The organism is Rhizobium sp. 01T444, from assembly GCF_056398305.1.
In genome coordinates, this window is the sequence record NZ_JBFTPD010000014.1 from 79,652 (window position 1) to 101,197 (window position 21,546).

The following is a 21,546-nucleotide window of genomic DNA, read 5'->3' on the forward strand; positions in this document are numbered from 1 at the left end:
GCTTTCCTCCGGATTTTTCCCGACGTCGAGCACATTTAAAAACTATCAGTGTATTCGCTGCCCTTGATCAATCGCGCCCTATTTTGTTGCGCGATATGCACCTTTTGGTTGAAAAAATTCATCCGATGAACTACGCGTCTGGACAGGTTCTATTCCTCGGGAATCGATGCCAATAATGTGACTGTAACGTGACAGGTGAGGCGCTATAAGCATTTCAGAGGCTGGCATTCACTACTACTCTCGGGTAGGTTTCGATAATGGACGATCTTAACGACTACTTCTATTTTGCTGCCGTCGTCTCCAGCGGTGGTTTTGCATCCGCAAGTCGAACATTGAAAATACCCCGCTCCAAGTTGAGCAGGCGCGTCAGCCGTCTGGAGGATTGCCTCGGCGCCAGGCTGATCGAGCGCTCCACACGTCACTTCCGGGTGACGGAGATCGGGCAGGCCTTCTATGAGCAATGCCAGACGATTCTGAGAGAAGCCGATCGCGCCAAGTCAATCGTCACGGAGGCCCAGTCCGATCCGCAGGGGATCGTGCGCATGGGCTGCCCGCTCGGTCTCATCGATATTTCACTCGGAGCCGTGCTGCCGGAATTCCTGGAGCGCTACCCCAAGATCAAGCTGCAGATCATCGGTTCCGACCGGCGCACGGACCTCATCAACGAGCGCATCGACGTCGAAGTCCGCGCGGCGAGCGAGCCGGAAACACAGACGAGCCTGATGATGCGCAAGCTCGACCGGGCACGGCGCATCCTGGTCGCCAGCCCCTCGCTCGTCGAGCGCATGGGCGAACTCGGCGGCGTTGACGACCTCGGCAATGCGCCGACGCTTGCCATGACCACCTGGATGTCCTTCCACACCTGGGAGCTGGTTGGGCCTGATGGCGAGAAGAAGGTCGTACGCCATCAACCGCGGCTCACCTGCCGCAGCATGACGGCTATCCTCGATGCTGCTCGGGCAGGTGTGGGCTACGGTCTCATCCTGGAAAATGCCTGCGCGTCGGATCTCCAGTCCGGCCGGCTGGTTCGCGTGCTGCCGGAGTGGCAGACGGTGGAGAGCCAGTTCTATCTGGTCTTCACGACAACCAAGGGCATGCCGCCGGCGGTGCGGGCGCTGATCGATTTCCTCGTCGAGAAATCCAAGCAGCATCAGATCGTTACGACAGGGGCTGCGATCGCAGCACAGTAAAGCTCTGTTCCATGCAGGTGTTATTGCGAAACCGCGGCACAATTTTGCTGAAATTGCTCCGGGCGCTTTAGCCGAGCCGCGCCAACAGCTTTTCGCTCGTCAGTTCCCGGACCGCGTCCTTGCCGATCCATCGAGCCGTCTTGTCCATGCTTGCGGCGAGGCGTTCGGCGAGGGCGAGCGCCTGACCATGGCAGGCGCGGCTGCGCTTGCCGATGTTGCGGAGTGCCCAGTTGGCAGCCTTGCGGACGAAGTTTCTGTTATCGGTGGAATGCGCTTCGATCAGCGGCAGGTAGGCAAGCAGACTTTCATCCGGGTCCTTTTTCCGGTGTACGGCCGCACCGGCGATCATGGCGAAGGCGGTTCGCCTGACGAATTCACGCTCATCGGCGGCAAAGTCCGGGATCAGTGCGTCGAGTTTCGCCTCGGTGAAGAGATCGGCGGCGCAATCGACGATTTCCCAGGAGTTGAAGTCGGCGGCAAGTATGCAGGCCTCGGCTTCCGTAAGACTTTTCGGATCGAACGTGTAGAGCGCCAGCAAACGCGCTTCGCGGATGCCGCTTGCCCAGAGCGCTTTCGCTCTGGTGTGATCCTTCTTTGCGAGCCGGGCGATCCTCTGCAGATCAGGATTGGAAATGCCGATGGCCGTCTCGGTAACGATGCCGAAACGCGCCATGCCGGCGATATTGTCTTCAGAGCGCAGCGTCTGAAGATGCGCGATCAGTTCTGCTGCACTCGAAGATGGGGAGATCATTGATGGGGCTTGGTCATTTTTCGAGGCGCGCGAGCAGAGAAGACGTATCCCACCTGTTACCGCCGAGCGCCTGGACATCGCCGTAGAACTGGTCGACGAGGGCCGTCAGCGGCAGCTTGGCGCCATTGTTGCGAGCTTCGGTCAGCACAATGCCGAGATCCTTGCGCATCCAGTCGACGGCAAAGCCGAAATCGTATTTGCCCTGGTTCATGGTCTTGTGACGGTTTTCCATCTGCCAGGAGCCGGCCGCCCCCTTGGAGATGACGTCGACCACCTTTTCGATATCGAGACCGGCGCGCTTGCCGAAATGCACGGCTTCGGCAAGGCCCTGGACGATGCCGGCGATGCAGATCTGGTTCATCATCTTGGTCAGTTGGCCGGAGCCGGCTGGCCCCATCAGGCCGACCATGCGGGCATAGGCGTCGATAACAGGTTTTGCCTTTTCGAAGACGGCCTCGTCGCCGCCGCACATGACGGTCAGCACGCCATTCTCAGCACCCGCCTGACCGCCGGAGACGGGAGCGTCGATGAAATCGACGCCCTTTGCCTTGGCGGCTTCATAGAGTTCGCGGGCGACTTCGGCGCTGGCCGTGGTGTTGTCGATCAGCACCGCGCCGCGCTTCATGGTCTTCAGCACGCCGTTTTCACCTGTAGTCACCTGGCGGAGATCGTCGTCATTGCCGACGCAGACGAAGACGAAATCGCAGCCGTCGGCGGCTTCCGCAGGGGTAGGGGCGGACTTGCCCGAGAACTTTTCCGCCCAGGCGGCGGCTTTTTCGGCCGTGCGGTTGTAGACGGTGACATCGTGGCCGCCCTTTGTCTTCAGATGTCCCGCCATCGGGAAACCCATGACGCCGAGACCGATGAAAGCGACTTTCGCCATATGCTGTTCTCCATGACCGCTTGCAAACTGGTTTCGAGAATTAGCGGAAACGGGGGGCGGCGGAAAGCCAAGAGGACGGGTTAGAAGGCCCTACCTTGGAACAAAATTTCTCCGAGCCTGACAAAACGGGGTCGGGAAAGTTTCAGATATCACGAATATGATAAATTTCTTTGTCGATCTAATTTATAGACTAAATCATCATCAATCTATCGAAACGGACCGGCCAGCGCAGCAGGAGCGCGGGCCTGCCAGAAATAGGGGATAGCGATGATCACACGTCGACAGACGCTCGGGCTTTTCGGAGCCGCAGCCGCCACGGCCATTCTGCCGTCCGTCAAGCCGGCCCGTGCCGCAGCAACGGAATTTCGCATCGGCTGGCAGAAGAACGGCGTGCTGGCACTCGCCAAGCGTCGCGGCGCCTTGGAAAAGCGGCTTGCCGATCAGGGGATTACTGTGAGCTGGTCGGAATTCACCTCCGGTCCGCCGCTGCTCGAAGCGCTCGGCGCCGGCGCACTCGATTTTGGCGCGACGGGTGACGTGCCGCCGCTCTTTGCGCAGGCGGCAGGCGGTGCGCTCTATTATGTCGGCATCTATCGCGGCAGCCCGGCGGGCTCGGCCATCCTCGTTCGCAAGGATTCGCCGATCAAGACGCTGGAAGACCTAAAGGGCAGGAAGGTTGCCTTCAAGCGCGGTTCAAGCGCTCATAACGTAACGGTCAAAGCCTTGCGTAAGGCGGGGCTGGCGCCGCAAGATGTGCAGCAGATCGATCTCGCGCCGCCGGATGCGGCAGCGGCCTTCAAGAATGGCAGCATCGATGCCTGGTCGATCTGGGATCCCTATCTCGCCATCGCGGAAGCCGATCCCGATACGCGCATCCTGACGACGGCGGAAGGTATCGTCGATTCCTACAGCTTCTTCCTCGCCAACAAGGATTTCACCGACGAGAACGGCACGGTCATCGTCAACGTGCTGGACGAGCTCGCCAAGGTCGGCCGCTCGGCGCAGGACAATCTCGATGCGACGGTCAAGGAGCTTTCGGAAATAACAGGTGTTCCCGCCGAAGTGACGCGGGTGACGCTGCAGCGCCCCGGCGCCGATCTCGGCAGCGTGACGACGGTGAGCGATGCGGCAGCGGCCTATCAGCAGGCGCTGGCCGACGAGTTCTACAATCTTGGTATCGTGCCGAAGAAGCTGACCACCGCCGATATCGTCTGGCGCCCGAAGGCGAGCTGATAGCCGCCGGGCGAGCTGGCCAAGGCAGCCGCCGAGGTAGCTGACTTCGTCAGCACCCGGGCGATCTGATAGCCGCCGGACGGAGGATCTCTCCTGCAGTTTGGAGTGGGCGCTGGGGCAGGGTCCTGCGACCGCGGCATGGGAGCGTACCCATGCCGCGGAACCGGGGAAAATTATTCTCCTGACCGAGTTAGAATAGCAAATTGATATTGTCGATCTAATTGGTCGTCTATGTCAGTATCTCCGCATGATCAGGCGCGACCGGTTCGCGACATTGGTTCGCAGCAGGGAACGGCCGAAAGCCACCAGAACGGAGAAGAGATTTCATGTTCACTCGCAGACAGACGCTCGGCCTTTTCGGCGCTGCGGCCGCCGCCACCATCCTGCCGCAGGTTCGCTCCGCAAAGGCTGCGGCCACGACGCTTCGCATCGGCTGGCAGAAGTTCGGCGTGCTGCCACTCGCCAAGGCCTCGGGCGCGCTGGAAAAGCGGCTTGAGGCCAAGGGCGTCAGCGTCGAGTGGAATGAGTTCACGTCAGGCCCGCCGCTGCTCGAGGCTGTCGGCGCCGGCGCACTGGATTTCGGCGTCTCTGGCGATGTGCCGCCGCTCTTCGCACAGGCGGCCGGTGGCGATCTTCTCTATGTCGGCGCCTATCGGGGACCTGCCGCCTTCCACGGGCTTCTCGTCCAGAAGGATTCGCCTATCCAGAAACTCGAGGATCTGAAGGGTAAGAAAATTGCGTATAAGCGTGGCTCCAGCGCTCATAATTTTGCGCTCAAGGTGCTCGCCAAGGCCGGGCTTTCGCTTGCCGATATTACCGAAGTCGATCTGCCGCCGCCGGATGCGGGAGCGGCCTTCAAGACCGGCAGCATCGATGCCTGGGCGATCTGGGACCCGTTCTTTGCGGTGGCCGAAGCCGATCCGCAGACGCGGGTGCTGACGACCTCCGAAGGCCTGCTCGACAACTGGGGCTATTTCCTCGGCAACGGTACCTTTACCGGCGCCAATCCTGAAGTGATCGTCGATGTGATCGACGAGCTCGCCAAGGTCGGCGCGGCCGCCCAGGCCAATCTTGACGACACGGTGAAGGCGCTGGCCCAGATCACCGGCGTACCCGCCGATATCACCCGCGTCACGCTCACCCGCAGCCAGGCCGACCTCGGCAAGATCTCTCTCGTGCCGGATGCCGCGCTCACCTATCAGCAGGCGCTCGCCGATGATTTCTACAAGCTCAAGATCGTGCCGAAGCAGCTCAAGGTCAGCGATATCGTCTGGCACCCGAAGGCGAGCTGACAGCCGCCGGGCGAGCTGACAGCCGCACCGCCGATTTCAGACAGTTATAAGAAAGGAATGCGCTCATGACCGCTTCATCCGACCCGATCAATTTCCTCTGGTTCATCCCGACTTCAGGTGACGGCACCTATCTCGGTTCCACCGATCTCAACCGCGCACCGGAGATCGGCTATCTGACGCAAATCGCCCAGGCGGTCGACCGTCTCGGCTATTCCGGCGTGCTGCTGCCGACCGGTGTCGCCTGCGAGGAATCCTTCGTCATGGCCTCGGCGCTGGCAGCGCAGACCGAGAAGCTGCAGTTCCTGGTGGCGATCCGCCCGGGTACTGCGTCACCCGCCTATTATGCCCGCCTTGCCACCACGCTCGACCGCATCTCCAACGGCCGCCTGCTGCTCAATATCGTCGTTGGTGGCAGCCCCGCCGAGCTTGCCGGCGACGGCATCCATCTGGAGCACGACGAGCGCTACGCCCATGCCGACGAGTTCTTTCATGTCTTCGAAGAACTGCTCGAAAAGGGTGTCGCCAGCTATGACGGCAAGTACATCAAGGCGACCGATGCCCGCCTCGGCTTCCCCTCGGTGCAGTCGCCGCGCCCGCCGCTCTATTTCGGCGGTTCTTCGGATGCCGGCATCGATTTCGCCGTCGGCCGCGTCGACAAGTACCTGACCTGGGGTGAACCGCCGGCACAGGTTGCCGAAAAGGTTCAGAAGGTGCGCGCTGCCGCTGCCGGCAAGGGCCGCGACGTCTCCTTCGGCATCCGCCTGCACTTCATCGTTCGCGAGACGGACGAAGAGGCATGGGAAGCCGCTGACCGCCTGATCCGCCATCTCGATGACGAGACGATCGCCGAAGCGCAGGAGCGTTTCGTCAAGGAATCCGACTCCGTCGGCCAGAAGCGCATGGCAGCCCTCCATGGCGGGCGCCGCGACAAGCTTGAAGTGTCACCGAACCTCTGGGCCGGTATCGGCCTGGTGCGCGCCGGTGCGGGTACTGCGCTCGTCGGCTCACCGAAAACGGTGGCTGCTCGTCTCAGGGAATATCAGGACGTTGGCATCGATACGGTCATCGGCTCCGGCTATCCGCACCTGGAAGAGGCCTATCGCGTCGCCGAACTGCTCTTCCCGGAACTCGGCATCAGCAGGGACGAACAGCGCCTGAGCTTCAACAACGAGTTCGGCCGCAAGAAGGTTTTTGCCGGCGGTAGCCATGGCGGCAACCTGAAGGTCGTTTCCGGCTCCTGATAGGGGCCGCTTTTCCCAACGCAGTTCCGGACACGAAGCCCCGCACAGCTTTGCCGGAATTGTTCAGAACCGAAGCGCGAGGAAGATATCCATGTCGACTTTCGATACGCCGTTTGCGCGGGCTGCCGCCGAGACGCGCAAGGGTAGGGCGGGTTTCCGCCTGCCGCTGCCCGGCCGCGACAAGCTGCTGCCCTATCTGGTGCCGGTTGCGATCGTCGCACTCTGGCAGCTTGGCTGTTCTGTCGGCTGGATTTCCTCGCGCATCATGCCGTCTCCGGCCGATGTCGCCTCTGCCTTCTGGACGACGACGATCTCGGGGCAATTGCCTGAGGACGTTATGGTCAGCGCGGCGCGGGCCTTTGCCGGCCTTCTGGTCGGCGGCTCGATCGGCTTCCTGCTCGGCATTGCCAATGGCGTGTCGAAACTCTCGGAGCAGCTGACGGATACGACGCTGCAGATGCTACGCACCATTCCGCATCTGGCGATGATCCCGCTCGTCATCCTCTGGTTCGGCATCGGTGAGGAATCGAAGCTGTTCCTCACCTCGCTCGGCGTGCTCTTTCCCGTCTATCTCAACACCTATCATGGCGTGCGCAATGTCGATCGCGACCTGATCGAGATGGGCAAGGTCTATGGCATGAGCGGCTGGACGCTGTTCCGCAAGGTGATCTTCCCCGGCGCGCTGCCGTCGATCTTCGTCGGGCTGCGTTATGCGCTCGGCATCATGTGGCTGACGCTGATCGTCTCGGAATCGATTGCCGCATCCTCGGGCATCGGCCACATGGCCAACAATGCCCGCGAATTCATGATGACCGATGTCGTGGTGCTGGCGCTCGTCATCTATGCCGTGCTCGGCAAGCTCGCCGATGTCGTCGCCCGCGCGCTGGAGCGTCAGACGCTCAAGTGGAACCCGGCTTACGCCAAGTAGGAGTTGAAGCCATGACCGTTGTCACGCACGAACGTTTTCATGCCGCCGAAGCTGTAGAATTCTCCGAGAACCATCCGGTTGCCGCCGGTGAAGGCGCTGCTGCCATCACACTTTCCGGTCTCGAAAAGAGCTTTGGCGCCAACCGGGTGCTGCGCGGCATCAATCTGCATATTCCGGCCGGCCAGTTCGTCGCCGTTATCGGCAAGAGCGGCTGTGGCAAGAGCACGCTGCTGCGCATCCTGATGGGCCTCGATGAACCTACGTCGGGCGATCTACACTTCGAAGGTGCTGATGGCAGCGAGACGCATCCGAATGCTCGCATTGTCTTCCAGGAACCGCGGCTCTTGCCCTGGCTCAGCGTCGCCGACAATGTCGTCGTCGGTCTCGGCGAAGGCGTCGAAAAGAAGCGTGCGCGTGAGGAAGCCCGGGCTGTGCTTGATGAAGTGCAGCTTGCCGAAAAGGCAGGCGAATGGCCGGCACGCCTCTCCGGCGGCCAGCGTCAGCGCGTGGCGCTCGCCCGTGCGCTCGTCAGCAAGCCGGGCATTCTGGCGCTCGATGAACCGCTCGGCGCGCTGGATGCGCTCACTCGCATCAGCATGCAGCAATTGCTGAACCGCGTCTGGCGCGAACTCGGATGCACCACTGTGCTCGTCACCCATGATGTCAGCGAAGCCGTGCATCTCGCCGACCGGGTGATCGTACTGGAAGAGGGCCGCATCGCGCTTGATCTCGCCATTCCCTATCCGCACCCGCGCCGCCACGGCAATCCGGCGTTGGCGGAGCTCGAAGGGCGGCTGCTGTCGGCGATTCTCGGTAGCGATGGCGGGCATTAGGCTCGCCATTCGTCGCCTTCCGGAAGGCAGGCACCTGAATGCCGGCAAGTGACATTGCGTCGCTGCGATGGCGCGAGGCGAGACGCGAGGGCGGATCATCCGCTAGATTAAGAGCAGGTTCGCATCATCGCGAGACCTGGCATTCAATCAGAGCGGATCACTCCCATGACCATTCAACTCTACGGCTTCTGGCGCTCAAACGCGGCTTTTCGTGTCCGCGTCGCGCTTGCCCTGAAGAAACTGCCTTTCGAGGAAATCGAAATCGATATTCTCTCCGGGCGTCAGTTCGATGCTGCTTATGCCGAAGTGAACGCCGAACATGTCGTGCCCACCCTGGTTCACGATGGCCATCGCTTCTTTCAATCGCTGGCGATCATGGAATATCTCGACGATATCCATCCGCAGCCGCGCCTGATGCCCGAGGATGCCAGGGAGAAAGCCTATGCTCGGTCGCTGGCGCTGGTCGCCGTCGCCGATGCCCACCCGCTGATCGTGCCGCGCGTGCGCAAACATCTCGGCCAGGCATTCGGCGCAGATGCATCCGCGATCGAGACATGGTGCCGGCATTGGACGACGGAGGGACTTGCGACCTACGAGCGCCTGCTCACCCGGCGCCCGCCGGCACCGTTTGCGCTCGGAGAGGCCCCCGGCATTGCCGATATCTGCATCGCCGGCCAGATCGTCATGGCCGATCTCAACAAGATCGACCTCTCGGCCTTTCCGTCCCTGGCGGCTCTCGGGAGGCGCTGTTTCGACCTTCCGGAATTTGCGCAGGCCCATCCTTCTCGGCAGGCCGGCTACTCGAACGCTCACTAGCAAGGCGGGCGCCCGCTATTCCTGCGGCCTGAATTCGTCCGGCAGGTTTTCCTTGTAGGGGTAGAACTTGAAATAGGGCAGCGCCTCCTTCAGCACGCGGGCGAAGGAGGGGCGCTCCAGCAGGCGGCGGTAATAGGCTTCGATGCCCGGGCGCTTCTCGGTGAAGGGCACCAGCGTGCGGGCGTAGAAGAGGGCGGGTGCCGCGGCGCAGTCGGCCATGGTGAAGGCGTCGCCGGTGATCCAGGCTTTGCCGTCGATCTGCTTTTCCACCATGTCATAGGCGAGAGACAGCATGGCGCGCGCTTCATTGACGCCGTGCGGATCGGCCGAGCCTTCCGGGCGTATCCGGTCTATGACGATCTTCTGCATCGGCACCTGCACATAGAGATCGAAGAAACGGTCCCAGAGGCGGACCTGCAGGCCGGCATTGGTTTCCTCCGGCACGAGTGAAACAGGGCCGGGATAGTGCCGGTCCAGATATTCGATGATGATGCTGGTTTCGGGAATCGTGCTGTCGCGCGTCTCGTCGCGCAGGATGGGGATCTTGCCGACGGGCCAGAAACGCAGAAGGTCGGCGCTCGATTGCTCGTCGGCGAGATCGACGAAGCGGTTTTCGAAGGGCGTCCCGTTCTCGTAAAGCGCGATCAGCACCTTGTGGCAGAAGGAGGCAAGCGGATGCTGGTAGAGAACGAGCGCCATGCATTGACCTTTCCTGAAGAGATCAGGTCAAGAAATTAGCAAGGCGCCCGCAAAATGCCAGATGGCACGTTCAGCCGTTATAACGCGCCGTCACCAGATGGCCGGGGCTCGGCCTCCCCTCCTGCATGCGCACGTTGATCTCCATCATCTCGATGAGCTCGAAGCCTGTGGCGGCCAGGCGCTCGCGGATATAGGTCTCGGTGTGGATGAAGCGCTGGTGCGGGCCGACCATATAGGGGCGGCCGTCTGCCAGCCTTTCGGGCAGGGTTTCCGAGGAGAAGATGAAGATGCCGCCGGCATTCATGTTCTCTGCAGCGCCGAAGAACAGCGGCTCCAGCGCGCCGAGATAGGGCAGCACGTCAGTCGCGGTGATCAGATCGAAAGGATCCTCTTCATTGTCGTCGAGGAAATCCTCGACCTCGGCAACGAAGAGCGTCTCATAGACTTCCTTCTCATCGGCGATGACGACCATATTCTCGGAGATATCGATGCCGATCATCTCCTCGCAGAGGTCATTCAGCGCGCTGCCGGTCAGGCCCGTGCCGCAACCAAGATCAAGCATGCGCTTGAAAGGGCCGAGCTTCAGGTCCTGCAGGCGCTGGCGCACGAGCATCGGCACATGGTAGCCGAGCTGTTCCACCAGCACATCCTCGAAGACTTCGGCATGCTGATCGAAGAGAGTTTCCACATAGGCGTCCGGCGCTCGAACAGGCGTTTCGCCGCGGCCCATGGAGGCAATACGCACAGCCGCACCGCCGTGATCGTCGGGATCGATGGCCAGGACCTCCTGATAGGCTTCCACGGCCGCATCGATGTCACCGGCTTTTTCAAGCGCAAGAGCGCGGTTATAGGCTTCCGCGAGAGCCTCTTCGTCGATCTTCTTTTTGTTCATGCGGGCGTTTTAGAGCCCACAGCTTACCATCGCAACTGCAATTTCAGTGCAATATGAATTCGCCCTTAAGGGAGCGCCACTCCGTTGCCGAAATGAGCCTGCGGTGAATGTAACGCACCGAATGCAGCGGCCCATCCAGTTTCTCCTGCCAGAACTTCAGGAAACCATGCATTTCCGGAAAGTCCGGTGCGAGGTCGTAGTCCTGCCAGATATAGGTCTGAAGAAAGGCCGGATGATCCGGCATGCGGTAGAGGATCTGGGCCGTCGTCAGCCCGTAACCCTTAAGCTGCTTTTCCATGTCCTTGTGCATATTGTCTCACTTCTTCTTGTTCCCACTCTGCGCTTATTAGCGCTGCATGATATGAGATCATGCCGTGGTTAACGGAAGCTTGACAGATATCGCATAAAAGCGCTATTTGTTTTTGATTTCAATAACTTGGCAGCAGCAATAGGAGAGTGCTGCCAAGTCTCTTCAGCGCTTCAGGTGGCGCGTCAGGCGGCGCTCGATCCAGCCCCAGAGGTGGCGCAAGGCTTCCACGATCGTGAGATAGAAGATCRCCGCCCACAGATAGGTCTGGTAGTCGAAGGTACGCGAGAAGGCATAACGCGTCTCGCCCATCAGGTCGAGCACGGTGATGATGGCAACGACCGCCGAGCCCTTGATCAGCAGGATGATCTCGTTGCCATAGGGGCGCAGCGCCACGATGAAGGCCTGCGGCAGGATGATCTTGCGGAAAGCGATGATGCGGTGGATGCCGAGTGCATCGGCCGCTTCGCGCTGGCCATACGGCACGCTTTCAATGGCGCCGCGCAGGATTTCCGCCTGATAGGCGGCGGTATTGATGGTCATGGCGAAGACGCCGCAAAACCAGGCATCGCGGAAGAACCACCAGAGACCGACCGCTTCCAGCTGCGGCCGGAACGCACCGAGGCCGTAATAGACCAGGAATAGCTGGGCCAGCAGCGGCGTGCCGCGGAAGAAATAGATGTAGCCGTAGGCGAGCCAGTTCAGCACGCGATTTTTTGACATGCGCGCCATGGCGAGCGGCAGAGACAGCACGGCGCCGCAGACGACCGAAATGCCCACAATGCTGAGCGTCATCCACAGGCCGTGCAGATAACGCGGCCCGTAGCGGGTGAACTTCTCCGGATCCCAGCCATTGATGACGGTGTAGATCAGGAGTGCGGCAAGCAGCGCCCAGAAGGCCACGAATATATTGCCGGCGAGGCGTGAGGCCGTCATCGGCTTTGCCACGGCGCGGGGTGCCGGCTGCGGGGGGATCAATGTTTCAGCGTAGCTCATCGACGGACCTCCGAGCGCTTGGCCCAGCGGTCGACATAGACGAGCAGGAAGGAGGAAAGGATGGCCAGCGCCAGATAGAGACAGCAGGCCAGGCCATAGAAGAAGAAGGGCTCCTTGGTCACGCGCACGGCGACACTCGTCTGGCGCAGGATATCGGCAAGGCTGATGATCGACACATAGGACGTGTCCTTCAGCAGCACCATCCAGAGATTCGTCAGGCCCGGCAGGGCGATGCGAACGAGCTGCGGCAAGACGATGAGGCGCAGCGTGCGGCCGCGATGCAGGCCGAGCGCGTCTCCCGCTTCATATTGCCCCTTGGGAATGGCGCGGAACGCCGAGAGCAGCACTTCCGAGCAATAGGCGGAAAAGACGACCGACAGCGCGATGACGCCAGCAAAGAAGGCGTTGATTTCGACCGGCGGGCCATTATAGCCGGCGAGATCCAGCAGATACTGGATGAGGATCTGCATGCCGTAATAGATGATGAAGAGCGTCAGAAGCTCCGGCAGGCCGCGGAAGATCGTGGTGTAGACGCCGGCGGCGAGCCGCAGCGACTTTTCTTCCGATTGCTGGCCGAGCGCGACCAGAAAACCGATGACGAGACCGATCGGCAAGGTGACGACCGCCACCGAAACGGTGACCTGCAGGCCGAGTGCGATCTCGTCGCCCCAGCCGGTATCGCCACAGGCAAGAATCGTCGACGGCGCTAACCAGGTGAAGATGCCAACGGGCCCGCACAGTGGATCGACGATGTGCACAATCAGGCTCCAGAAGGAGCCAAGCGCGGAAAATAATCCGCCCATGCCAGAATTCCCCTCACGGCTTTTGCCGTTTTGATATTGCCACCTTTGTCAAACAAAAATGGCGGAAGAGCAAGCCTTCCGCCATCATCTTCATCGGCCAGATAGCGAATTTATCATTCGCCGTAAACGTCGAAATCGAAGTACTTTTCCTGGATCTTCTTGTACTCACCGCTGGCGCGGATCGCGGCGATTGCGGTGTTCAGCTTTTCCTTCAGCGGATCGCCCTTGCGGATGGCGATACCTGCGCCGTTGCCGTTGATTTCCTTGTCGACCGGCAGGGTCGTCAGGATCTTGCAGCAGGAGCCGGCATCGGACTTGACCCATTCGGAGAGAACGACGACGTCGTCGATGACGGCATCAACGCGGCCGCTGGAGACGTCGAGCTTGTACTCGTCAGCCGTCGGGTAGAGCTTCAGTTCGGTGTCGGCGAGATGCTTCTCGGCGTAGTTGGCATGGGTCGTGGAGGTCTGCGCGCCGATCACCTTGCCCTTGAGGCCGGCAACATCGGTGATCGTGGAGTCCTTCGGCACGGCGATTGCCGGCGGGGTGTTGTAGTACTTGTTGGAGAAGTCGACGAGCTTGAGGCGCTCAGGCGTGATCGACATGGAAGAGACGATCATGTCGAACTTCTTGGCGTTCAGAGCCGGGATGATGCCGTCCCAGTCAGTGGACACGAAGGAGCATTCGGCCTTCATTTGGGCGCAGAGTGCCTTGGCGACATCGATGTCGAAGCCCTGAATGGTGCCACTGGCGTCGACGAATTCGAAAGGCGGATAGGTCGAGTCCGTGCCGATCACATATTTTTCGCCGTCGGCAAGCGCCGCGCCGGCGAAGAGAGACATTGCCGCCATCGAGGCAGCAGCAAGGAGCTTGGTGGAAATGCGCATGAGGATCCTCTCTGTTGGTGGCTCCGGGCCTTTTTGTTGTTCGCCGGAGGCCGCACACTTCGACGGTGCCACCACCGTCTTGCGGCGATAATCAAACCTTTTCTCACAAAATTGCAACAGGAATCCCGCCGCAATTGTGCGCTGCAACCGGCAGCCAACGTGCGAGCCGACATGAACGGGGACCGACCGCCACGTTCAGGCGAGGTTAATGCGTGCCTTCCTAGCTTCCGGAACAAATCGGCACTTTAGCGCTTTGAGTTTCGCCTGGTGCACAAAAAGCCGTGATTGCGGGGCAGTGAGCCCCGGTCGAAGTCAAAACAAGGACGAGGAAACCCCATATGGGCATGAAATCCAGACTGTTTGCGAGCGCGGCCTTTCCGCTGCTTTCCCTTGCCTTCGTAGTGCCGCCGGTAGGCGCTTACGCCGCAGTCGGCGGGGTTCAGCATGGCGCTGCCGGCACTGTTGCCAATACCGTCGTTGGGGGCAGCTACGAGGTGGCGCAGGACGCACCTTCCGAAGAGGAGCTCCTGAAAAAGAAGAAGCAGGCAGAAGAGCAGCAACAGCAGCAGGAGGCGCCCGCCGAGAAGCCGCAGAAGCGCGAGGCGCCCGCCGAAAGCGCTCCGGAACCGGAACAGAAGCCCAAGCGCCAGCGCGAGCCCGAACCGCAGGCAGAGCCGCAAGCCCAGGCACCCGCGGCCGAGGAGCCCGCACGTCCACGCCGCCAGCGCGAAGCCCAGCCCGAACAGGCAACACCCGACCAGCAGGCTCCTGCCGCCGAGGAACCGCAGCGGCCGCGCCGCCAGAAGCAGGCACAGCCGGAACAGCAGGCCGAGCCGCAAGCTCAGCAGCCGCAGGCGGAACAGCCCCCGGCAGAGCAGCCGAAGCGCCAGCGCGATCGCAAGCAGAATGCCGAGCAGGCCGCTCCTGACTCGCAGCAGCCCGCTGTCGAAGCTCCGGCCGCCGGCGAGGCGAATCAGCCTGCTGAAAAACCGCGCCAGCGCCCGCAGCGCCAGAAGACGGAAACGACAGAGCAGCCGGCGGAGCAGCAGGGCGGCAAGCGGCCAGCCGGCGGCAAGCGTCCCGCGACAACCGAGCAGCAGGCAGCACCTTCTGGTGAGGCACCCGTCCCAGCCGGAAAGCCCGCAACGGCCGAACAGCCGACAGGCGAGAAGCCCGTCCCGGCGGAAAAGCCTGCGACAGCCGAAAAGCCCGCTGCAACTGAAACGCCGGCAACCGCTGAAAAGCCGGCAACCGCTGAAAAGCCTACCGCTGGCGAACAGCCCGCCAATGGTCAGCAGGCTGTCCAGCCCGTACCCGGCCAGCAGCCTGAACAGCCTGCCGCCATCGTGCCGCAGCCTGGCGAACAGCCGGCAGCCGGTGCGCCGCAGCAGGCCGAACAGGCCATTCCGGCGCCTGAAAAGGTCACCCCGCAGGAGCTGGAGCGCCGCAAGCAGATCGCCCAGGACCCGGCCAAGAGCAGCGAGACCATCGTCCTGCCGGTTGAGAATGGTGCCGCCGTTCTCGACAGCGACAAGGATGCCGACCGCAGCCAGGGCCGGCAGGGTCGCCGCGACCGCGACCGCCAGCGCGCCGACAGCCAGGATTTCAAGCTACCGACCTCGGATGCCGAGGCCCAGTCGCTGAGCCGCGGCCAGCAGCGCGCGCCGGTCGAGATGGAAGCCGTGACCCGCGAGCAGGGCCGCCGCATGGACCGCCGCCCGCAGTTCGACCGGCAGGAAGGTGCAAACTACGGCGAGAGCACGGACGACAGCCGTATCATCATTCAGTTCGGCGACCGCACCGTGGTGCGCAGCGATGACGACCGCCGGTTCCTGCGTGACGGCGAACGGCCGAGCTACGAGGAGCTTTCGGGCGACCGCTACCGCGAGACGATCATGCGGCCAGAGGGCTATCGCATCGTGACGATCCGCAACCGGTACGGCGACATCATCCAGCGCTCGCGCGTCGATGCCCGCGGCCGGGAAGAAGTGCTCTATTATTCTCCCGAGCTCTATGAGGATCCGGACCGCGATTACTTCGAGGATGCGGGTGCCGACCTGCCGCCGATGCGCCTGCGCGTGCCGCTGAACGACTATATCATCGACACCAGCACCGATCCGGACCGTGACTATTACGAGTTCCTGAGCGAGCCGCCTGTCGAGCCGGTCGAACGCGTATATTCGCTGAACGAGGTGAAATATTCCGCCCGTATCCGCGACAAGGTGCGCCGCATCGACCTGGATACGGTGACCTTTGCGACCGGCAGTGCGGAAATCCCGATGACCCAGGCCCGCACGCTGCGCAAGGTGGCCGATGCGATCAACGAAGTGCTCGACAAGAACAAGAGCGAGACCTTCCTGATCGAAGGCCACACGGATGCGGTGGGTTCTGACCAGAGCAACCTGATTCTGTCTGACCAGCGCGCGGAATCGGTCGCCAACGTACTGACGGATGTCTATGGCATCCCGCCGGAGAACCTTGCGACTCAGGGTTATGGCGAGCGCTATCTGAAGGTGAATACAGCAGGACCGAACCAGGAGAATCGGCGTGTGACCATTCGCCGTGTGACGCCGCTGGTGCGGCCGGTGGCACAGAACAGGTAAGCGAATACCTGGAATCTTATGAGGAGGGCGGGGTCCGTGAGGGCCTCGCCCTTTTTATTTTGTGATGGCGATGATGGGAGGAGCCCGAAGGGTCGGATGAGGGGTCGCAGGTAAAACAAATGCGGTCTTCGCTATCCGCTCAGACGTTCGCTCACGCCGGTTGGGGAGACGGAGGAGCCCCAAGATCAACCGTGCGCGCAACAAAATCCGCAATCGCGATCGTATCATTGAGATCAAACAAGGCGAGCCCTGCAGCATCCTCGACCTCGTGATCCGCCGCAATCGCCACGATATGCGGATCCTCAGGCGCCAGCGGATCGCGCCTTGCGGCCTCCAGCCGCCGCGCCTCGATCTTCGGGATCGGCTCGCGCTTGTAGCCCTCGATCAGCACCAGATCGCAAGGCGCAAGCCGCGCCAATATCTCCTCGAATGTCGGTTCCGGGGCGCCGCGCAACTCGTGCATGATGGCGTAGCGGGTGCCCGAGACGATCGTCACCTCATGGGCGCCGGCCTGGCGGTGGCGGTAGCTGTCGGCGCCGACCTTGTCGATGTCGAAATCGTGGTGGGCGTGTTTGATGGTGGAGATGCGATAGCCGCGGCGGGTGAATTCCTCGACGAGGCGCACCGCAAGGCCCGTCTTGCCGGAATTCTTCCAGCCGGCGATGCCGAAGATTTTCTGTGTCATCCGCCCATTTTCTTTCATGTGCCCATCTTTTTCATGCACGAAGTGCCTCCAGCCAGCGTTCGGCCTCTATTAAATCATCCGGCGTGTTGATGTTAAAGAAGGGATCGAGAACGCTGGCGCGGGTCGGATGCAGCGGGAAGGAGACTTCCGTAACGTCATGACGCAAGAGGAAGTCGCGAACACGGCGCTTCTCGTCGATCCTGACCCATTCTTCCAGATCCCCGGCGAGGGCCGTCGGCCAAAGGCCGAAGACCGGATGGCTGCGGCCTTCCGAGGCAGCAATGGCGATCTGTTTGGGATGGCTTACCGCGCCCGCAAGCCGGCTAACAAGATCGGCCGGAAGGAAGGGACAATCGACGGAGACGGTGACGACATGGGTGGAAGGCAGGCCGGCGCCATAGACCATGGCCGCATGAATGCCGGCCATCGGCCCCGCCTTGCCGGGAATACGGTCGGAAACAACGGGCAGGTCGTGTCCGTCGGCCGCATCGGCATTGACGGCTATCTGTGCCGTCTGCGGCGAGAGGCGGGCCAGAACATGGGAGAGCAGGCTGCGGCCGCCGAGCGTGACGCCCGCCTTGTCTCGGCCCATGCGCGATGAGCGCCCGCCGGCCAGCACGACGCCGGGAATGGTCGATTGGTCGAGCACGAAGTCAGTCATGGCGATACCTCGGACTATCACACGGGCGAGCGGGGCGCCGATTCCTGCGCGACCGGCGGCACGTGGCGCTTGGCCTCACGATAGAACGTATAGAGGCCGGAGGCGATAACGATGGCGGCACCCACCAGCGTCCAGAAATCAGGCACTTCGGCAAAGAAGAAGAAGCCGAGCAAAGAAGAGAAGATCAGGCTCGTATAACGGAAGGGTGCCACGAAGGAGATCTCGCCGGTACGCATGGCGAGGATGACCGACTGGTAGCCGACGAGCACCAGCACGGAGGCAAGCAGCAGATGCGTGAGCGAGGTGACGCTGACCGGTTCCCAGCCGCCGAGGAAGGGGATCATCAGCGCGCCGAAGATTGCTACCGAAACCGCCGTCACCGTCGTGATCATCAGCGAGGGAATATCCTTGCTGATGCTGCGGGTGGCGAGATCGCGGCCGGCGGTGGAGGCGACGCTGCCGACGCAGAGGAGGGCGGCGGCGGTAAAGCCTTCCGGGCCGGGGCGGATGATGATCATCACGCCGATGAGGCCGACAAGGATCGCCATCCAGCGCCGCCAGCCGACCGGCTCCTTGAAGAAGAGTGCCGCGCCGAAGGTGACGACGAGCGGCAGAGACTGCAGGATCGCCGAGGCATTGGCGATCGGCATCATGCCGAGAGCGGTAATGTAGGTGACGGCGGCGATGATCTCACAGGCAATGCGCAGAGCGATAACGGGTTTGAGCATGACCCGCCAGGGCCGCAGCGCGCCCAGCTTCCAGGCGATCAGATAGACGAGGATGCTGGTGAAGAGGCCACGCAGGAACATGATCTCGCCGGCATTCATGTAGGAAATGACCGATTTGGAGAGTGCGTCGCTTGAGGAAAAGCCCGCCATCGCCATGCTCATATAGATGGCGCCTTCGGTATTGCGTGATCGCGGCATGCTGGAGATTCCCTTACCTTACAAGCCCTTTTAGAAGGGAACCGACAGCAAGGGAATCGGAGGAATGCCACACCTGCAATAATTCGATGCTGCAGCGCAGCGCAACCTAGCGTAAGGGAAGGCAAATCCTTGTGCAGTTGCGGCAAATATTAGAAATATAAGGATAATTCCCAAATCTTCCGGTTGCGGATTAAGGTTGTATCAACCGATTCAGCGAAACATGCGACCACTCTTCATGATGGAGGAGGCCGCCGAACCATCCGGAATGATTGCGGAGTGGACGGTACCATCAGCTTCAAGGCGCCGCGTCCCATGCACTTCATCGACCGACTTCTGCAAAGCCGTCGCATCGTCACCAAGGTCCTGCTGTTCGTCATCCCGCTCGTCGTGCTGATCGCCGGTGTCGGCATCCTCGGTTACCACACGGCCAATATCCTGAACGGCCACATGACGGTGACGCGCGCGACGATCGAAAACATCTCCGATTTCGAGAACCTGCAGGCCGCACTCCAGGAGTTCGTCTCAGACCCTTCGGATGCGAGCAAAGCCGGTTTCGGCAAGGCGATCGATGCGCAGGAGAGCGGCGTCGCGCGCCTGAACGGCTTGCTGAAGACCGGCGACCAGCGCAGCCAGCTGACCGAAGTCAGCGGCCTGGCGTCAGCCATGCGCAAGCAGCAGGAGACGTTGTGGGGCCTGCGCCAGACGGAAGATGCGAGCGTCGCGGCCATCAACAAGACGGTGCAGGCGATCCGGGCTGCGGCGGATGAAGCCGGCAGCCAGACCGATCTCGTGCGCAAGGATTTCACCGACAAGGAAGTCTTCGCCAAGGCGCTGCTCTACAATTCTGCCGCCTTCAAGTCGCTGACCGATATCATGGGCGCGATGCGCGTCGACATCCAGATGGGCTTTACGCCCGAGGAGCAGATTGAGGCCGCCCAGCAGCATATTGCCGAGATCCTGAAGCAACTCGATGTCGCCAAGGCCATGGTGTCCCAGGATGGCCAGCCATTGATCGGACAGGTCGCCGAGACAGCCGGCAAGCTCGATGCGCTCCTGAAGGGCAGCGGCACACCGGATGAGAAAGCCTCCGGCATGGCGCCGCTACTGACCGGCTTCGTCAATACCGAGGGTCAGATGACGCTGCAGTCGGCCAAGAACAGCGACACGGCATCCGCCCGTTTCGTCAGCCTCGACAAGAGCATTGCCGAACAGCGCGAGCTTTTGACCTCGGTCGACCAGGTGCGCGACAGCGCCGACCGGTTGCAGGTGCATGTGAGCCAGATGCTGAGCGCGCGCGATGCCGCCGCGCGGGACGTGGTTCTTGCCGACCTCAAGGTGCTGACCGAAACCGCCAAGAAGATCTCTGCGCTCGGCGCCAATGATGCCGTCATGAAGGCTTTCGCAGACAAGGTCGCCCCGGCTGCCGTTTCGCTGACCGCTGCTTCTGCAGACATGCTGAAGGCGGCTGCAGATTGGAAGGCGGCACGCCAGCAGTCATCCGAAATCCTCTCCGGCGCAATGGCCTCGCTTCGCCAGTTCGTCAGCCAGGCGCAGGAACTCGGCAAGGAAGACAGCGAGCGTTCGGCCAATGTTTCTGTCTTTGCGATGATCCTCGGGACGCTGCTGGCGATCATCGGCGGGCTGATGCTGGTCGAAACCCTGCGCGGCCCGCTGAAGCGCGTTTCAGACGTGATGACCCGGCTTGCTAATGGCGATCTCGAAGTTGCCATCGAAGGCCGTAACCGCGGCGACGAGATCGGCGACATGGTTCGCTCGGTCGCTGTCTTCCGTGATGCGGCTGTCGAAAACGTCCGGCTCGAGAAGGAGGCCGAAAGCGCGCGGGTGCTCTCAGCCGACGAGGCGAGCCGCCGCACCGCCGAGCGCGCTCGCATCGAGGCCGAACAGAAGCAGGCGCTGAATGCTCTCTCCGACGTGCTGCAGCAGCTGGCACAAGGCAATCTAGAAATCGGCATGCGTCGCGATCTCGCCAGCGATTTCGTCGATATGGCCGATACCTACAATCATGCCGTCGAGGCACTCCGCCAGACGTTGGCCGATGTGCGCGGCGCCACCGTCGAGATCAAGGGCGGCACGGGCAACCTCGCCTCCTCGGCCGACGATCTCGCGCGCCGCACCGAACAGCAGGCGGCCGCACTCGAGGAGAGCTCGCGGGCGCTGCGGCACTTGAGCAATGTCGTGCGCTCGACCGCCGACCGTGCCAAGCAGACGGCGCAATCCGTCAACGAGACGCAGGTTTTTGCGACCCGTTCCGGTGAAGTCGTTGCCAAGGCCGTCGATGCGATGGGCGAAATCAACCGGTCGTCCGAAAAGATCGCCACCATCATCGGCGTGATCGACGAGATCGCCTTCCAGACCAACCTCCTGGCGCTGAATGCGGGCGTCGAAGCAGCACGTGCAGGCGAGGCGGGTCGCGGCTTTGCGGTCGTGGCGCAGGAAGTGCGTGAACTTGCCCAGCGCTGCGCCAAGGCCGCCCGCGAGATCAAGGAACTGATCTCGGCGAGTTCCGGCCAGGTGCAGAGCGGCGTAGAGCTTGTCGAGGAAACCGGCCAGGCGCTCGCCGAAATCATCGCCCATGTCGGCGGCGTGCAGCGCCTCGTCGCCGAGATTTCGGCTGCGACAGGCGAACAGTCGACAGGCCTCCACGAGGTCAGCAAGGCGGTGCATGACGTGGAGCTCATCACCCAGCAGAATGCGGCGATGGTGGAAGAGAACAATGCCGAAATCCAGGGCCTGCGCCAGCGTGTGGACATGCTCTCGGACAAGGTCAACCGCTTCCGCACCGGTGACGAAGGCGAGGTGCATGGATATGGCCGCGCCGAGGGTCGCTGGACGGGCCGTGCTGCATAAGTCAATGCATCGGCTTGAGATCAGAAAGGGCCCGCGGTTTTCCAACCGCGGG

Annotated in this window: 20 protein-coding genes; 9 read left to right on the plus strand and 11 right to left on the minus strand. The window is 61.8% G+C overall.

What is annotated here, in order from left to right; all coding sequences use genetic code 11:
* Positions 1-257 precede the first annotated feature (257 nt).
* The gene (locus AC1DTN_RS19530; protein WP_113321587.1) at positions 258-1,190 is read left to right on the plus strand and encodes a LysR substrate-binding domain-containing protein; all 933 of its coding nucleotides are present in this window, start codon (positions 258-260) and stop codon (positions 1,188-1,190) included.
* Between the two features lie 67 nt (positions 1,191-1,257).
* On the opposite strand, the gene AC1DTN_RS19535 is transcribed toward AC1DTN_RS19530, so the two are convergent.
* Together AC1DTN_RS19535 and AC1DTN_RS19540 are read right to left on the minus strand one after the other, a co-directional pair.
* Entirely contained in the window at positions 1,258-1,941 is a 684-nt protein-coding gene (locus AC1DTN_RS19535; protein WP_477922188.1) for a DNA alkylation repair protein, read from the minus strand.
* Positions 1,942-1,954: 13 nt separating this feature from the next.
* The gene (locus AC1DTN_RS19540) at positions 1,955-2,824 is read right to left on the minus strand and encodes an NAD(P)-dependent oxidoreductase (protein ID WP_439015204.1); all 870 of its coding nucleotides are present in this window, start codon (positions 2,822-2,824) and stop codon (positions 1,955-1,957) included.
* Positions 2,825-3,091: 267 nt separating this feature from the next.
* On the opposite strand from AC1DTN_RS19540, the gene AC1DTN_RS19545 reads away from it, so the two are divergent.
* The 6 genes from AC1DTN_RS19545 to maiA all read left to right on the plus strand — a co-directional run bounded on the left by AC1DTN_RS19545 (position 3,092) and on the right by maiA (position 9,167).
* Positions 3,092-4,057 carry an aliphatic sulfonate ABC transporter substrate-binding protein gene (locus tag AC1DTN_RS19545; protein ID WP_477922190.1) on the plus strand — a complete coding sequence of 322 codons (966 nt, stop codon included), beginning with the start codon at positions 3,092-3,094 and terminating at the stop codon, positions 4,055-4,057.
* Positions 4,058-4,383: 326 nt separating this feature from the next.
* On the plus strand, positions 4,384-5,349 hold the full coding sequence (locus AC1DTN_RS19550) for an aliphatic sulfonate ABC transporter substrate-binding protein (RefSeq protein WP_113321591.1): 966 nt from the start codon (positions 4,384-4,386) through the stop codon (positions 5,347-5,349).
* A 65-nt stretch (positions 5,350-5,414) separates the two neighbouring features.
* Positions 5,415-6,590 carry an FMNH2-dependent alkanesulfonate monooxygenase gene (gene ssuD / locus AC1DTN_RS19555; RefSeq protein ID WP_477922193.1) on the plus strand — a complete coding sequence of 392 codons (1,176 nt, stop codon included), beginning with the start codon at positions 5,415-5,417 and terminating at the stop codon, positions 6,588-6,590.
* Positions 6,591-6,681: 91 nt separating this feature from the next.
* A complete protein-coding gene (gene ssuC / locus AC1DTN_RS19560) occupies positions 6,682-7,518 on the plus strand; it encodes an aliphatic sulfonate ABC transporter permease SsuC (protein ID WP_310387790.1) in 837 nt (278 codons plus the stop codon).
* Positions 7,519-7,529: 11 nt separating this feature from the next.
* Positions 7,530-8,351 (plus strand): ABC transporter ATP-binding protein, encoded by an 822-nt coding sequence (locus AC1DTN_RS19565; RefSeq protein ID WP_477922194.1) that lies wholly within the window; start codon positions 7,530-7,532, stop codon positions 8,349-8,351.
* A 165-nt stretch (positions 8,352-8,516) separates the two neighbouring features.
* Positions 8,517-9,167: a maleylacetoacetate isomerase gene (gene maiA / locus AC1DTN_RS19570; RefSeq protein WP_477922196.1), complete on the plus strand. Its 651-nt coding sequence runs from the start codon at positions 8,517-8,519 to the stop codon at positions 9,165-9,167.
* 15 nt (positions 9,168-9,182) lie between these two features.
* On the opposite strand, the gene AC1DTN_RS19575 is transcribed toward maiA, so the two are convergent.
* From AC1DTN_RS19575 to AC1DTN_RS19600, 6 genes are all read right to left on the minus strand, one after another.
* Positions 9,183-9,866, minus strand: a complete 684-nt coding sequence (locus tag AC1DTN_RS19575) for a glutathione S-transferase family protein (RefSeq protein ID WP_477922197.1) — start codon at positions 9,864-9,866, stop codon at positions 9,183-9,185.
* Between the two features lie 70 nt (positions 9,867-9,936).
* Positions 9,937-10,758, minus strand: coding sequence for a class I SAM-dependent methyltransferase (locus AC1DTN_RS19580; RefSeq protein WP_439015197.1), 822 nt, complete (start codon positions 10,756-10,758; stop codon positions 9,937-9,939).
* Between the two features lie 43 nt (positions 10,759-10,801).
* The gene (locus AC1DTN_RS19585) at positions 10,802-11,068 is read right to left on the minus strand and encodes an usg protein (RefSeq protein ID WP_007816277.1); all 267 of its coding nucleotides are present in this window, start codon (positions 11,066-11,068) and stop codon (positions 10,802-10,804) included.
* A 162-nt stretch (positions 11,069-11,230) separates the two neighbouring features.
* Entirely contained in the window at positions 11,231-12,061 is an 831-nt protein-coding gene (locus AC1DTN_RS19590) for an ABC transporter permease (protein ID WP_477922198.1), read from the minus strand.
* A complete protein-coding gene (locus AC1DTN_RS19595) occupies positions 12,058-12,864 on the minus strand; it encodes an ABC transporter permease (RefSeq protein ID WP_113321599.1) in 807 nt (268 codons plus the stop codon). The genes AC1DTN_RS19590 and AC1DTN_RS19595 overlap by 4 nt, the downstream gene beginning before the upstream one ends.
* 113 nt (positions 12,865-12,977) lie before the next feature.
* Positions 12,978-13,751 carry a transporter substrate-binding domain-containing protein gene (locus tag AC1DTN_RS19600; RefSeq protein ID WP_007819184.1) on the minus strand — a complete coding sequence of 258 codons (774 nt, stop codon included), beginning with the start codon at positions 13,749-13,751 and terminating at the stop codon, positions 12,978-12,980.
* Between the two features lie 338 nt (positions 13,752-14,089).
* On the opposite strand from AC1DTN_RS19600, the gene AC1DTN_RS19605 reads away from it, so the two are divergent.
* The gene (locus AC1DTN_RS19605; RefSeq protein WP_477922200.1) at positions 14,090-16,354 is read left to right on the plus strand and encodes an OmpA family protein; all 2,265 of its coding nucleotides are present in this window, start codon (positions 14,090-14,092) and stop codon (positions 16,352-16,354) included.
* 151 nt (positions 16,355-16,505) lie between these two features.
* Here the strand turns inward: AC1DTN_RS19605 and mobB are convergent, their stop codons facing one another.
* The 3 genes from mobB to AC1DTN_RS19620 are packed head-to-tail and all read right to left on the minus strand — an operon-like array spanning position 16,506 to position 18,626.
* Positions 16,506-17,039 (minus strand): molybdopterin-guanine dinucleotide biosynthesis protein B, encoded by a 534-nt coding sequence (gene mobB / locus AC1DTN_RS19610; RefSeq protein ID WP_477922201.1) that lies wholly within the window; start codon positions 17,037-17,039, stop codon positions 16,506-16,508.
* Positions 17,040-17,070: 31 nt separating this feature from the next.
* Complete coding sequence (gene mobA, locus AC1DTN_RS19615; RefSeq protein ID WP_477922203.1) at positions 17,071-17,700, minus strand: molybdenum cofactor guanylyltransferase MobA; 630 nt, start codon at positions 17,698-17,700, stop codon at positions 17,071-17,073.
* Between the two features lie 17 nt (positions 17,701-17,717).
* Positions 17,718-18,626, minus strand: a complete 909-nt coding sequence (locus tag AC1DTN_RS19620) for a DMT family transporter (protein ID WP_113321601.1) — start codon at positions 18,624-18,626, stop codon at positions 17,718-17,720.
* 312 nt (positions 18,627-18,938) lie between these two features.
* Here AC1DTN_RS19620 and AC1DTN_RS19625 point away from each other — a divergent pair, with 312 nt between their 5' ends.
* Positions 18,939-21,494, plus strand: a complete 2,556-nt coding sequence (locus AC1DTN_RS19625) for a methyl-accepting chemotaxis protein (protein ID WP_477922284.1) — start codon at positions 18,939-18,941, stop codon at positions 21,492-21,494.
* The last annotated feature ends 52 nt before the right edge of the window (positions 21,495-21,546 follow it).

Coding starts and splice junctions, on each gene's coding strand:
- AC1DTN_RS19595 (WP_113321599.1), bottom strand. CDS start 12,864: ATGGGCGGATTATTTTCCGCGCTTGGCTCCTTCTGGAGCCTGATTGTG.
- AC1DTN_RS19580 (WP_439015197.1), bottom strand. CDS start 10,758: ATGAACAAAAAGAAGATCGACGAAGAGGCTCTCGCGGAAGCCTATAAC.
- AC1DTN_RS19545 (WP_477922190.1), top strand. CDS start 3,092: ATGATCACACGTCGACAGACGCTCGGGCTTTTCGGAGCCGCAGCCGCC.
- mobA (WP_477922203.1), bottom strand. CDS start 17,700: ATGACTGACTTCGTGCTCGACCAATCGACCATTCCCGGCGTCGTGCTG.
- mobB (WP_477922201.1), bottom strand. CDS start 17,039: ATGACACAGAAAATCTTCGGCATCGCCGGCTGGAAGAATTCCGGCAAG.
- AC1DTN_RS19565 (WP_477922194.1), top strand. CDS start 7,530: ATGACCGTTGTCACGCACGAACGTTTTCATGCCGCCGAAGCTGTAGAA.
- AC1DTN_RS19585 (WP_007816277.1), bottom strand. CDS start 11,068: ATGCACAAGGACATGGAAAAGCAGCTTAAGGGTTACGGGCTGACGACG.
- AC1DTN_RS19535 (WP_477922188.1), bottom strand. CDS start 1,941: ATGATCTCCCCATCTTCGAGTGCAGCAGAACTGATCGCGCATCTTCAG.
- AC1DTN_RS19575 (WP_477922197.1), bottom strand. CDS start 9,866: ATGGCGCTCGTTCTCTACCAGCATCCGCTTGCCTCCTTCTGCCACAAG.
- AC1DTN_RS19550 (WP_113321591.1), top strand. CDS start 4,384: ATGTTCACTCGCAGACAGACGCTCGGCCTTTTCGGCGCTGCGGCCGCC.
- AC1DTN_RS19540 (WP_439015204.1), bottom strand. CDS start 2,824: ATGGCGAAAGTCGCTTTCATCGGTCTCGGCGTCATGGGTTTCCCGATG.
- ssuD (WP_477922193.1), top strand. CDS start 5,415: ATGACCGCTTCATCCGACCCGATCAATTTCCTCTGGTTCATCCCGACT.
- AC1DTN_RS19605 (WP_477922200.1), top strand. CDS start 14,090: ATGGGCATGAAATCCAGACTGTTTGCGAGCGCGGCCTTTCCGCTGCTT.
- AC1DTN_RS19625 (WP_477922284.1), top strand. CDS start 18,939: ATGCACTTCATCGACCGACTTCTGCAAAGCCGTCGCATCGTCACCAAG.
- AC1DTN_RS19600 (WP_007819184.1), bottom strand. CDS start 13,751: ATGCGCATTTCCACCAAGCTCCTTGCTGCTGCCTCGATGGCGGCAATG.
- maiA (WP_477922196.1), top strand. CDS start 8,517: ATGACCATTCAACTCTACGGCTTCTGGCGCTCAAACGCGGCTTTTCGT.
- AC1DTN_RS19620 (WP_113321601.1), bottom strand. CDS start 18,626: ATGCCGCGATCACGCAATACCGAAGGCGCCATCTATATGAGCATGGCG.
- ssuC (WP_310387790.1), top strand. CDS start 6,682: ATGTCGACTTTCGATACGCCGTTTGCGCGGGCTGCCGCCGAGACGCGC.
- AC1DTN_RS19530 (WP_113321587.1), top strand. CDS start 258: ATGGACGATCTTAACGACTACTTCTATTTTGCTGCCGTCGTCTCCAGC.